Below are 12,879 nucleotides of genomic sequence, written 5' to 3'. Positions count from 1 at the left end.
CTTTTAAAAACGGATCGCCAGTTCCTGTTTGACTTTGAACTCTTTCCGAAAGAATATGAGCCCCATTTGGAAAAGATCGATACTAAGCGTTACGGCAGGATGATGTTTCATCTCATTCCAGGACCTTTCCATTCCATCACTACAATGAATATGATTGATAACCACGATACTGTATTCATGTGTATGAGAAAGTACCTGATTAAAGTAATGCATGATCGAAATATATTGATAACGTCCCGAGATGAATACAAAATCGATTTGGGATTGATCATTGAGCCAAGTAGATAAATGCTGGCCAAGATCTCCCTCGATCACACGTATATTCTTAATACCCAGTTTTTGAAAATTCGCTTTTGCAAGAGAAGCGATATTGGCAGAGTTTTCAAAAGTCGTTAATACCACTGATGGATTAGCCATTGCTAAATAAGCTCCGGTAATTCCTAGAGATGTTCCTAGCTCCAATAAATATACAGGTGCGTAATGGTCAATGATCCTGAATAGTAATTGTCGATATTTAAGGGGCGTTTCTGATGATCGTGCAATATCGGCAATACGGACTTGAGGCATTTTATCACCGCTGTCTGTTGAATCAAAGTTTTCCAGACTAGAGATGCTATTATCATACAGCATCCTTTTTTGTAAATTCTCTATTGATTGATAGGCATAAAAAAAACGATCATCATTTAAAACGTTTTGAATAAAATCAAAAACGAATGGAGAATGTACACCATGTCCTTTAGCATTATGAGCTGTCAGATAATAATAAAATCGCTTAACTGCAATGCGTATTGATGAATACATAAGTTAGGATCTTTTGCTGTATTCTTTTCTCTTTCTTTTTTGAAATGGCAATTCTCTAAGTAACCAAAGTAAAGCATAAACGGCACAGAGTAAGCTGATATATTGGAGTACTTTGAAAACCAGATCATACTGGTTCCATGATCCGGTGCCTCCGAAATAGATCACAAACAACAAAACGATGGCCAGCCAAGGTGTATTTCTGCATTTACGAATCAAAAACAGCCAGGGCAGAATAATCATAGCCATTAATCGATAAAAAAAAGGATCCGGTTCAAATGGCGGCAGATCATCTATTTTCATTCCTGATTGCTTGATCAATTCTTGTGCTAATTGCGCCATATGAATTAACTGCTGTATCAGAAAAACTGAATAGGCGATAGTTACCATACAAGTGGCGGAAAGTATTGCTTTTGCATATGTATGATAACGAAACTGTTTCCACCACGATAATAGTATAAGAAGAGGTGCGGTGACAGCAAATGCCATTTCTATAAACGCCATGCTGTAATGATTTAAGATCGCTCCCAGCGTTGAAATGTAAAAGCAAAAGCATGTTTTGCATCTGCCGAATGAGGCTCATCAAATATCAATTGCCAATCAGCGGATAGGTCCGGGAAAAAAGTATCCGCTTCCGGTTCGGCTTGAACCCTTGTCAGGTATACTTTATGAGCCAAGGGTAAAGCTTCTTTATAAATTTCTCCACCACCTGCCACAAACACTTCTTTATAGTCAGCTGATTTTGCAACAAACAAAGCATCAGCGAGCGAATGGACTACCACTATGCCATCAGGCTTCCAGTCTTTATTTCTGGTGATCACAATATTCAAACGACCCTGCAATGGCTTACCAGACAATGATTCGAAAGTCTTTCTACCCATAATAACAGGCATGGCCCATGTGGTCTTCTTAAAAAATTGAAGATCCTTTGGTAAATGCCACAATAGTTGATTGTCTTTACCGATTCCATTATTGGTAGCTGCAGCTACAATCAGAGAAATGACCATAGTCAAAGATAGTATCTTTTGATCGCGGATGTCAGATGGCAGATATCAAATTGACACAACCCTTTATTAACTGCCTTCCTTATTTTTTATTCATGATCCAATATTCCTAAATCTCTTACACTGCTACCGGAGCCTTGATATGTGGATGACATTGGTAGTTTTCGAGTGTAAAGTCTTCAAACTTGAAACTAAAAATATCTTTCACACCCGGATTGATCTTCATGGTTGGCAAATCGTAAGGAGTTCTGCTGAGTTGCAATTTTGCCTGCTCAATATGATTATTATACAAATGAGCATCTCCAAAACTGTGTACAAAATCTCCGTACTCCAAATCACAAACCTGGGCAATCATCATAGTGAGCAATGCATATGAAGCGATATTGAAAGGCACACCCAGAAACACATCTGCACTACGTTGATACAACTGACAACTCAGTTTCCCATCTGCTACATAAAACTGAAACAGTGTATGACAAGGCATCAATGCCATTTTGGGAAGATCTGCTACATTCCAAGCACTCACGATCAATCTTCTGCTATCAGGATTTTTTTTGATCTGCTGGATCAAATCTGTGATCTGATCAGTAACGGTTCCATCCGGTCCTGCCCAGCTACGCCACTGTTTTCCATATACAGGTCCAAGTTCCCCATTTGCATCTGCCCATTCATTCCAAATACTCACTCCATGCTCGTTCAGGTATTTGATATTGGTATCTCCATTCAGGAACCAAAGTAATTCATAGATAATACTTTTGAGGTGTAATTTTTTTGTAGTGACCAGGGGAAACCCTTTTTGAAGGTCGAAACGCATTTGATAACCAAAACAACTGATCGTACCAGTTCCCGTACGATCGGTCTTTTGTGTACCATGGTCAAGAATATGCTGAAGTAACTGATGATATTGCTGCATGAGCGCAAAATACGTCACCTATGCGATGATGGTCGGCAAAAAAATTGGGGATGTTGAGAAGCTGTGAATTCTATGCGGATCTCCTACGGACCAGCTCTCTTTTGATCAATGACAACTCTCGCCCGGTTTGTCCACTCACACTGCTGTTTTCCTGTGCTCTTCTCATCAGGTAAGGGATCACATCCCGGATAGGTCCAAAAGGAAGGTATTTGCTGACGCTAAAGCCTTCTTTTGCAAGGTTGAATGTGATATTATCACTCATTCCATATAACTGAGAAAAATGGATATGAGGGTGGTTATGAGGAATGTTCTTTTGATCCAATAATTCAGCGGCTAACAAATTGCTGGCTTCATTATGTGAGGCAACGATAACAGCGATTTGATCCAGATGATCGATACAATAACGTACTGCGAGATCATAATCTTTATCTGAGGTCTCTTTATCCGGCTGTATCGGAGAAGGATAACCCATTTCTTTGGCTCTTGCCCTCTCCTTTTCCATATAAGCCCCACGAACCAGTTTCACACCCAAAAGAAACTCTTTTTGCTGAGCGATCTGATGTGATAATTTCAAAAAATGTAACCGATCATGTCGATATAACTGAATCGTATTATAAACTACCACTTTTTGCTTATTGAAGATCTCCATCATTTCCATGGTCAGTCTATCAATAGGATCTTGTATCCAACTTTCTTCCGCATCAATAAGTACACCTACATTCTTCTCAGAAGCGATCTCACAAATTGCATACATACGTTCACGAACCCTGTCCCACTCATCGATTTCAACCTCATGATCATGAATACCACTGCGTAAACGCGGAGCGTCATTTAATGTTTGTAATAATGCAAAACGAGCTAATCCGGTAACCTTAATACTGATAAAGGGAATATTGGTTTGTGTAGCAGCATAATTGATCACACGAATAAACTCTTCAGTTGCATGATCGAAACTATCTTCTCCTTCTTTCCCTTCTACACCATAATCCAGGATCACCTGAACGCCATATTTACCCAATGTAGCACCTACAGCAGCAGTTTCTTCCAGTGTTTCTCCTCCAACAAATTGTTTGAAGATGGTTTTTCGAATGATTCCATGAACAGGTAATCCTGTTTTCATGATAAAGGGAGTCAATCTGGTACCTAGTTGCACAAACCAAGGATAACCCATAGTACTAAATAAAAACTTAGCACTTTTCAGTTCTTTATCTGATTTGTATGCGAAAGCATTTTGGGTATTGTCAAAGGAGATATTCATTGCTAACATTCGTTCGTACTGCGAATATCGGTGCTGTAACGTTTAAAAAAAAGATTTTATACAGCAACGGAACAATCCTTCATTAAATCGCCTGATGATTGAATGGCTGTAGTACCATTTCGCTGACCACACCACTGGCCGGTTGTTGGCACAGGAACCAAATCGCTTTTGCGGCTTCTTCAGCAACCACCATTTTATCTCGTTGCACCCTAAGGTCAATGGTATCCCAGAATGGACTATCTACGCCCCCTAAAAAGAGATTTGTAATACGTATTTCTGTCCTCTTCAATTCTTCCCGAATACTTTGCATCATACCCACAAGCCCATATTTACTGGCACTATAAGCTGCCGCACCCGCCATTGGCACTTTTCCTAATACCCCCGGAATATGAATGATCAGCCCTTTTTTAGCCTCTTTCATGGCTGGCAGAATAGCCTTGGTAACCCAGAAGCTGCCGATCAAATTGATTTGTAGCGTTTGAATGAAATCCTCTGTCGTAAGCGTATCCATTGTTTTAATGATGCCAATTCCTGCGGCATTGATTAAAATATCAACCGGACCATCTTGCTGAACAGCAGCAACGGTATTGAATACAGATGATTCATTTGTTAGATCCAATTGAAACTGTCGACTCGATGGAATACCCGCCTGGTCACCAGCTGCAGCTAGTTTTTCGGCGTTACGTCCTGTTATGAATACCAATGCACCTGAACCTGTCAATAATTTAGCCAGTCGCATTCCTATACCGCCTGAAGCACCGATCAATAATACTTTTTTACCTTTGAGAGATTCCATAACAAGATTTTATGGGCTTATAAACAATAAGCAGCCCATTTTGTTTTGTTAAGTGATCATGAATCAAGAAATATCCCTCCTTTTTCCGCATCAGTTATTCCGGAATAATCCAGCAGTGATTAAAGAAAGAACCATCTATTTAGTGGAGGAATTTCTTTTTTTTAATCAATATGCTTTTCACAAACAAAAACTCATTCTTCATCGTGCTTCCATGAAAGCATTTGCGGATGAATTGATAGAAGAGGGATTTACCATCAATTATATCAATGCTGATGAAATATTGAGTGATATACGGAAATTACTACCGGCTCTTCATCAAAAAGGGATCCAAAAAATTCATACCACAGACCCAACAGATGAATGGTTGTTGAAGCGTATTCAAAAGGGATGTATTGAAAATAAATTAGCATTGATCTTGTATGATAATCCAAATTTTATCAATACACCAAAAGAGATCGATGCATATTTCGACAATAAGAAGACTTATTTTCAAACCGATTTTTATATCCATCAAAGGAAACAAAGAAATTTTTTGCTGACAGAAAAGGGTCAGCCTTTAGGTGGTAAATGGACTTTTGATACTGACAACCGCGAAAAATATCCAAAAAATACTCCTGAGCCTTCTCAACCTTTTCCGGAAAGCAACAGATATGTAAAAGAAGCGATTGAAGCGATCAATAAAATATATCCGAACAATCCTGGCAAAGCAGGGAATCCATTTGGAGATCATTCACATTTTTACCCCGTCACACATGCAGAAGCTCAAGTGTGGTTAGAAGCATTTTTGAAAGATCGATTTGCTTTGTTTGGTCCATATGAAGATGCAATGGTCAAAGGTGCTTCAATCCTTCAACACAGTGTACTTACACCAATGTTGAATATTGGATTGTTGAACCCGCATCAAGTTATTCAGGCTGCTTTAGAGACTGCCAGCCAGAAAGACATTCCATTGAATTCTCTGGAAGGATTTATCAGACAAGTACTAGGATGGCGAGAGTTTATCAGAGCCGTGTATCAAAGGGAGAACATTGCGCAAAGAACGCGAAACTATTGGGGCTTTAGCAGAAAGATACCTGCCTCATTCTGGACCGGAACCACCGGTATTGCTCCGGTAGATGATGTGATAAAAAAAGTTTTAAAAAGTGGTTATGCCCATCATATTGAACGACTGATGATACTCGGCAACTTTATGCTCTTATGTGAGTTTGATCCTGATGAAGTCTATCGCTGGTTCATGGAACTTTTTGTTGATGCCTATGATTGGGTAATGGTCCCCAATGTATATGGCATGACGCAATTCGCAGATGGTGGACTTATGACCACCAAGCCATACATCAGTGGCAGTAATTATATTATGAAGATGAGCAACTATGAAAAGGGCAGCTGGCAACAAGTATGGGATGGTTTATTCTGGCGATTCATGGACATCCACCGAGATTTCTTTTTACAAAACCCCAGACTCGGAATGCTGGTAAGAACTTTTGATAAAATGAATGAAGCAAAGAGAAAAGAACATCTGCTTAATGCAGAAAAATTTCTTGCTTCACTTTCTAAATCCTAATCACAAACCTGTATATGCCAAAAAGACCCTGGAATCGAGTGAACTTACCTGTCTACTCTATCTGTAGTAAAGACGATAAAGGTTCATTCAATATGCACATTATTACCTATGCCAATCAAATCAGCATGCAGCCGAAGCGATTTGTTTGTGGTATTTATGAGGGCACAAAAACATTGGAGAATATCATTGGTAATCATGAGTTCGTTTTGCAGCTATTATCAGAAAAACAATATCGACTTGTTGAGTTGCTGGGAAAAAAATCAGGGCATCAGATCAATAAAATGGAGCGATTGGAAAAAAGAAAATTATTATCCACCTGGAATCATTATCCGATTCTCAAAGATGCATTAGCAGTAATGTTATTGAGCTCCATCAGCAGTTTCCCGGGAGGTGATCATACAGGGTTTTTATGTGACGTTTTACAATATAAAAATTTGAACGAAGGCAATCCGCTTACTTTAGACACCCTTCGAGCGTATAAACTGATCAGAATATGAGTACACATGATTTTCCATTAGAAATAGTTGCAATCAAAGCTCGTATTGCATCCATTAATCCAATAGCCTATGGGAAGACAAGAAATTTTTTAGATGGTGCAGTCACAAGACTTTCACCGTATTTATCGAGGGGAGTTATTTCTTTATCACAGATCCGATCATCTGTATTGAAAAAATATACTGTATACCAGTCAGAGAAATTGTTACAGGAATTGGCCTGGAGAGAATATTATCAAAGAGTATGGCAAGCCAAGGACGATGCGATCTTTACTGATCTGAAACAATCACAGCCATCAACAGATCATTATCAAATGTGTACTGCGGTAACGAATGCTACAACCGGAATTGAAGCAATTGATAAAGGCATAGATACATTATACAGAACCGGATATATGCACAACCATTTGCGAATGTATACTTCGATGTTATGTTGCAATATAGGAAGAGCACATTGGTCATCGCCATCGCAATGGATGTATTATCATTTACTAGATGGGGATCTTGCGAGTAATGCTTTGAGTTGGCAATGGGTAGCAGGAAGTTTTAGCAGTAAAAAATATGTAGCAAATCAGGACAACATCAATAAGTATACAGGTAGTCATCAATTGAATACATTCTTATCGGTAGACTATGACGCGTTCAATGACTTTAAGGTGCCGGACATCATGAGAGAAAGATCATCACTGTCATTATCTACCAACCTACCTGAATCAGAAAAACTAGATCTACAAGAAAAGAAAGTTTTTGTGTACAACAGTTATCAACTTGATCCTGATTGGCACAGGGAAGAGTCAGGCGCACGTATTCTTTTATTAGAGCCAAATCATTTTCAAAATTATCCTGTTAGTGAACTGGTACTTTCTTTTATCATTCAGCTGGCAAAGAAAAATATCCCTGCAATTAAAATATATACAGGTTCATTTCTGGAATTGAAAAAACTATTTCCAGCATCGGAGATGTATTTTAAAGAACATCCACTGACGAAGCACTATGAAGGGATACAAGAATCCAGAAGTTGGATGTTTCCGGAAGTAACGGGATACTATCCTTCTTTCTTTGCATATTGGAAGAAATGTGAGAAGTATTTGCGATAATTCCTGAAATTCGCGAATGACCATTACACAAACTGAGATCTATAAGTATTCCATCCCAATGGTACCTTTTACCATCGCAACTGGTACCATGCATTATGCTCAGAATATATTCATCAGAATACATACCAGCGAGGGTATTATCGGTGTAGGAGAATGTTCTGCATTTCCCATGATAGCTGCGGAAACGCAGGCTACCTGTTTTGAAATGGCCAAGGATTTTGCAATACTTTGGAAGGGTAAAGATCCGTTAGCACTCGATGATCGTTTGAATGAATTGGACCTTTTTACGGCAGGCAACTATACTGCAAAAAGCGCTTTTGATCTGGCCTTGTATGATATTGCTGCCAAGTATGCACAGCAGCCTCTTTATCAGTTTCTTGGCGGACAATTAAAAAAAATAGAGAGTGACCTGACCATTGGTATTGGCGACCCTGAAACGATGGCCCAAACAGCCATTGCTTTCAAGGATAAAGGTGTGAATATGATAAAAGTGAAGTTGGGAAAAGATGTGGCGACAGATATTGAGCGTATCAAAAAAATCAGGGCTGCTATTGGAGACACCATCATTCTCCGCATTGATGCCAATCAAGGATGGTCTTACGAAGATGCTGTCACTGCATTGACATCCTTAAGTGAATATCAGATTCAGTTCTGTGAGCAACCGATGCGTAAATGGAATGATCATTTGTTACCCGAACTATGCAAGCGCTCTCCGATACCTGTGATGGCAGATGAAAGTGTATTTACGCATCATGATGCAGCTCGCATTATATGTAATAATGCTTGCCATTACATCAATATCAAATTCGCAAAGAGCGGGGGTATCAGAGAAGCTATTCGCATCAATGAAATTGCAGAGCAGCATGGCATTGCCTGTATGTTAGGGGGCATGTTGGAAAGCAGGGTTGCACTAACTGCTAAAGTTCATTTTGCAATGGCAAAGGATAATATCAAATTTTATGATTTGGATACATGCCTACTAGGACACAAAGAGGACCCGGTTAAAGGTGGCGTCACTTACTCGGGCATGGAGCTACAACTTACGAATGCACATGGCATAGGTGCAGATGTTGAGGATGATTATTTGTCGAAACTGGAGCATGTGATCATTTAACATCGGTATCAGCCGCTATTCATTTCATATTCCACAGTACTCAGACATCTCCCTTATCTTTGCCAAAATTTTAAATGTATGGAAGGGAAAAAAGTGAGTGAGAGTTTTACTATCATGAATGAGCTGGTATTACCCAATGATACCAATACATTCGGCAATCTGATGGGTGGACGTTTAATGTACTGGATGGATATTGCTGCTGGTATAGCAGCAGGCAGACATTGTAATACACCGAGTATGACTGCTTCTGTAGACAATTTAAGCTTCAAGAACCCGATCAAATTGGGTAATGTGGTACATATTGAAGCTAAAGTGTGCAGAGCTTTTAATACCTCAATGGAAATTCATATCAAAGTTTGGGGAGAAGATCTCTTACATCAATATAAATATGAAAGCAATGAAGCGTTTTTCACGTTCGTTGCATTAGATCCCAATGGCAAACCTAGAAAAGTACCTGAACTGATCCCGGAAACAGAGGAAGAAAAGAAACTGTATGATGGTGCTTTGAGAAGAAGACAAATACGTCTAATCCTGGCTGGGAAAATGAAACCGGATGATGCCAACGAGTTGAGGGCTTTGTTTATCAAAGACTAGTTGCATCACTTATCAAGAACACTCAACAGATGATGCCTGCCCTTCAGCATGTAATCTTTGCTCTGCTCGATGGCATCCATCACCTGATCAAGAATGACTTCTATGGGTTGTGTATAATCAATAATCATAGGCTCCTTGAATCGTATGGACAATATCGATCCTTTTTTCTTGAACGCTAATCCTTTTTTATTAAAAGCGCGCCAGAAGCCATTAATGACTACCGGTACAACAACGGGTTGATTATTCTTGATGATATGCGCTGTTCCCTTTCTACCGGGAGCAAAAGGTTTGGTTGTGCCTTGCGGAAAAGTGATGACCCAACTTTTATCTAATGCTTCGTCGATTTTCTGCGTATCCGATTCATCGCGGTTACGTTGTACATCTTTCCCTTCTGCGCGCCATGTTCTTTTAACAGTCAATGCACCACCTAATTTAAACAACCGGCTTAGCCAGTTCCCATTCATGGTTTCTTCTGCCGCTACAAAATAGACATTGGTAAAAGGATTCAATAAATAAAATGGAAGTCCGAGTTTATTCTGTCGCCTCCATTTTACAGCACAAAAAATATGGATGAAAGCGATAACATCTGCAAAATAGGTTTGATGGTTGCTGACAAACAGTACGTTTTCTCTGGGTAAGCGTTCCAGATGCTCTGTTCCTTCGATCTTTATCTTATTGACGATGGCGAGACCCGGGTAAGAAAAGATTCCTACAACAGCGTATACAATTGAACGGATAACTTTAATATGCTTGAGGCGTTCAGTTAATCGCATAAGGTTGATAGTTGGCAAGACGTGCAAAATAAGCAATGTAATCAAATTGTTAAGTGATTGTTCAAAAAATGAGGACCTGAGGTTCATTTAATAGAAGCGGAAAGATACTTTTGCGCTGTAAAAACTGATTATGCAATTGAATACCGTGATTTTTGATATTGATGGATTATTAATAGACAGCGAACCCCTTTGGAATGAAGCTGCCACTGAATTATTCCAACAGTATGGCGTTAATATGACCGAAGAGCAATACAAGAGCACTACCGGACTCAGAACCAAAGAGTTTGTGCAGTGGTGGTTTCAGTATTTTAATATTGGGGAGTCAGAGATGAAACGAGCAGAGCAAAAAATTGTGGAATTAGTATTGGATAAGATTGAAAAGAAGGGAAAGATCATGCCTGGGGTAGATTATATTTTTGATTTCTTCCAGCGCAAGTCTTTCAAAATAGGATTGGCCACATCATCACCTCCTTCCTTAATAGATCTGGTAGTTCAAATTGTCGGGATCAAGCAATACTTACATGCTACCGCTTCTGCAGAAGACCTTGCTTATGGCAAGCCGCATCCCCAAGTATACCTGAATTGCGCAACCTCACTGAATAGCAAACCAACCGAATGTATTTGTTTTGAAGATTCTTTTAATGGCATGATCGCAGCAAAAGCAGCAAGAATGAAATGTGTGATTGTACCACATGTATCTCAATTAAAGGATGAGAGATGGGGTGCTGCCGACCTTAAATTATCATCGCTGCAAAATTTTGGTGAGTTACATTTTGATTTGGTGAATAGTTAATAGACCATGGTCTATGGTCCATGGTCCATGGACTATTAACTATGGACATAAAAAGACCCGATTAATTACTTAATCGGGTCTTTTTTTATAAGTAACTAATCCGAGAATTAGTTTCTGCTTTTCAGATTTGGATGTGGAGCAGGTACTGTATTTGGACCCGCATCCAATGTTCCTTGAAGATCTACAGTGTTAGCATCTCCATCCTGACCATAAGTAAAGATGAAACGGCTTTCAGAGATACCTTGCTTTTCAACCAGGTATTTGATCACAGCATTCACGCGATCCCAGCTTAACTGCTGAGCAGATTTGCTAGATGCACCATATCCAATCACTTTAATGTTACAAGTAGGATTTGCATTGATTCTTGCAGCTACACCATTTAAGATGTTTTGAGCATCTTTAGACAGTGTTGCTTTTCCTTTGAACTGGATGCTTGGTAAGCTACCAATGTTACACTGAGGAGCTGCTTCAGCAGGCTTCATGTTAGCGATCATGTCTTTGATCTCTTTGCAACATGCTGGCTCAGGGCAAGTACCGATACCATCATTGTTCACAGGGAAACATTTCTGAGCGGTCAACAGTTCTTTATCCTTGTAATCAGGAACGCCATCACCGTCAGTATCTTTAGCACGACCGTGAGTATCAACAGGAGCACCAGCTGGTGTGTTAGGCTCAAGGTCAAACTGATCTGTAACACCATCTTTATCAGCATCAGGAAGAACAACTTTAGGCATCTTCATGTGAGCAGGAGAGTTCAACTCGCTGTACACAAAGTTGTTTGGATTGAGCCACCACAAAGGCTGAACTTTCTTAGAAGTATTACCGATGTTAACGTTTACACGTGCACTGGTAAAGCCAATGTAGTCGTTATTGTTACCAGCTCTAACACCATCCAAGAAATCATATCCTGGTACAGTGAAAGTATACTTATGCTCCAATCCGATGTTTACTTTATTGCTCAACTTGAAAGCAATACCACCACCCAGGTTCAAGCCATGGTACAATGTGTATGCTTGTCTACCGTTGATGGTTGCACCACCAAAAGTTGTGATGGTACCAGCTTGGCTATTGGTAAAGTTTTCATTCTGGTTAAATCCATAGAAAGTACTGTAACCAGACTGTGCGCCACCTGGTCTTCTATACAACACATTAGATGCATTCAAAGCATATCCCATTAAAACATACACGTTTGTTTTAGGGTTACCACGGTAGTGACTTGCTGCATTCAATGAAGCAATAACATCAAAACCTAATTGGTAAGTTCTGTTTTTGTAGTCAGGACGACCTACTGCTGCCTGAAAAGCATTAGCAGTACCTGAATTCCACAGACCTGTCAATCCTGTTCTGATAGAAAAAGTGTGGTTCAATGCCTTACGCAAAGAAACGGTAGCACCGAAACCAGTTTTAGATTTGATATCACCTGTGATAGATGATGCACCAACGCCAAAACCAAGCTCCCACTGATTGCGTGGAGCTGCAGGATAAGGGTACTGGTTATTTAGGAACTCATTATGCTGGGGCAATTTCTTTACAGAAATTTTGGAAGTATCTTTCCAATCCCATCCCCAATCTGTTTGAGCCATACCGATCGACTGTATCAGAACGATCAGTGCCAGTGTTAAAATGTTCTTTTTGCTTGCCATAATTATTGATTGATATTTAATGAGAACTTCTTTTACTGATG

Annotated in this window: 14 protein-coding genes; 6 read left to right on the top strand and 8 right to left on the bottom strand. The window is 39.6% G+C overall.

Annotated elements, in window-relative coordinates; genetic code table 11:
• Positions 1 to 3: 3 nt before the first annotated feature.
• From ABXG83_RS13360 to ABXG83_RS13335, 6 genes are all read right to left on the bottom strand, one after another.
• Entirely contained in the window at positions 4 to 801 is a 798-nt protein-coding gene (locus tag ABXG83_RS13360; RefSeq protein WP_353549362.1) for a class I SAM-dependent methyltransferase, read from the bottom strand.
• 3 nt (positions 802 to 804) lie between these two features.
• A complete protein-coding gene (locus ABXG83_RS13355; RefSeq protein WP_353549361.1) occupies positions 805 to 1,302 on the bottom strand; it encodes a hypothetical protein in 498 nt (165 codons plus the stop codon).
• Between the two features lie 11 nt (positions 1,303 to 1,313).
• Positions 1,314 to 1,805, bottom strand: a complete 492-nt coding sequence (locus ABXG83_RS13350; RefSeq protein ID WP_353549360.1) for a dihydrofolate reductase — start codon at positions 1,803 to 1,805, stop codon at positions 1,314 to 1,316.
• Positions 1,806 to 1,920: 115 nt separating this feature from the next.
• Complete coding sequence (locus ABXG83_RS13345) at positions 1,921 to 2,715, bottom strand: thymidylate synthase (protein WP_353549359.1); 795 nt, start codon at positions 2,713 to 2,715, stop codon at positions 1,921 to 1,923.
• A gap of 70 nt (positions 2,716 to 2,785) precedes the next feature.
• Positions 2,786 to 3,973 (bottom strand): proline dehydrogenase family protein, encoded by a 1,188-nt coding sequence (locus ABXG83_RS13340; RefSeq protein WP_353549358.1) that lies wholly within the window; start codon positions 3,971 to 3,973, stop codon positions 2,786 to 2,788.
• Between the two features lie 82 nt (positions 3,974 to 4,055).
• Positions 4,056 to 4,769 (bottom strand): SDR family oxidoreductase, encoded by a 714-nt coding sequence (locus ABXG83_RS13335; RefSeq protein WP_353549357.1) that lies wholly within the window; start codon positions 4,767 to 4,769, stop codon positions 4,056 to 4,058.
• Between the two features lie 58 nt (positions 4,770 to 4,827).
• Here ABXG83_RS13335 and ABXG83_RS13330 point away from each other — a divergent pair, with 58 nt between their 5' ends.
• The 5 genes from ABXG83_RS13330 to ABXG83_RS13310 all read left to right on the top strand — a co-directional run bounded on the left by ABXG83_RS13330 (position 4,828) and on the right by ABXG83_RS13310 (position 9,629).
• Positions 4,828 to 6,330, top strand: coding sequence for a cryptochrome/photolyase family protein (locus ABXG83_RS13330; protein ID WP_353549356.1), 1,503 nt, complete (start codon positions 4,828 to 4,830; stop codon positions 6,328 to 6,330).
• Between the two features lie 14 nt (positions 6,331 to 6,344).
• Positions 6,345 to 6,827, top strand: coding sequence for a flavin reductase (locus tag ABXG83_RS13325; RefSeq protein ID WP_353549355.1), 483 nt, complete (start codon positions 6,345 to 6,347; stop codon positions 6,825 to 6,827).
• On the top strand, positions 6,824 to 7,921 hold the full coding sequence (locus ABXG83_RS13320; RefSeq protein WP_353549354.1) for an FAD-binding domain-containing protein: 1,098 nt from the start codon (positions 6,824 to 6,826) through the stop codon (positions 7,919 to 7,921). The genes ABXG83_RS13325 and ABXG83_RS13320 overlap by 4 nt, the downstream gene beginning before the upstream one ends.
• 16 nt (positions 7,922 to 7,937) lie before the next feature.
• Positions 7,938 to 9,035 carry a dipeptide epimerase gene (locus tag ABXG83_RS13315; RefSeq protein WP_353549353.1) on the top strand — a complete coding sequence of 366 codons (1,098 nt, stop codon included), beginning with the start codon at positions 7,938 to 7,940 and terminating at the stop codon, positions 9,033 to 9,035.
• A gap of 78 nt (positions 9,036 to 9,113) precedes the next feature.
• A complete protein-coding gene (locus tag ABXG83_RS13310; protein ID WP_353549352.1) occupies positions 9,114 to 9,629 on the top strand; it encodes an acyl-CoA thioesterase in 516 nt (171 codons plus the stop codon).
• Positions 9,630 to 9,634: 5 nt separating this feature from the next.
• On the opposite strand, the gene ABXG83_RS13305 is transcribed toward ABXG83_RS13310, so the two are convergent.
• Complete coding sequence (locus ABXG83_RS13305) at positions 9,635 to 10,402, bottom strand: lysophospholipid acyltransferase family protein (RefSeq protein ID WP_353549351.1); 768 nt, start codon at positions 10,400 to 10,402, stop codon at positions 9,635 to 9,637.
• Between the two features lie 130 nt (positions 10,403 to 10,532).
• Here ABXG83_RS13305 and hxpB point away from each other — a divergent pair, with 130 nt between their 5' ends.
• Positions 10,533 to 11,195, top strand: coding sequence for a hexitol phosphatase HxpB (gene hxpB / locus ABXG83_RS13300; RefSeq protein WP_353549350.1), 663 nt, complete (start codon positions 10,533 to 10,535; stop codon positions 11,193 to 11,195).
• A gap of 107 nt (positions 11,196 to 11,302) precedes the next feature.
• Here the strand turns inward: hxpB and ABXG83_RS13295 are convergent, their stop codons facing one another.
• A complete protein-coding gene (locus ABXG83_RS13295) occupies positions 11,303 to 12,838 on the bottom strand; it encodes an OmpA family protein (RefSeq protein ID WP_353549349.1) in 1,536 nt (511 codons plus the stop codon).
• Between the last annotated feature and the right edge of the window lie 41 nt (positions 12,839 to 12,879).

The sequence above is a fragment of the Sediminibacterium sp. KACHI17 genome, from assembly GCF_040362915.1.
GTDB lineage: Bacteria > Bacteroidota > Bacteroidia > Chitinophagales > Chitinophagaceae > Sediminibacterium.
Note: the sequence above shows the minus strand (reverse complement) of the source record. Positions and strands in the feature narration are given on the sequence as shown.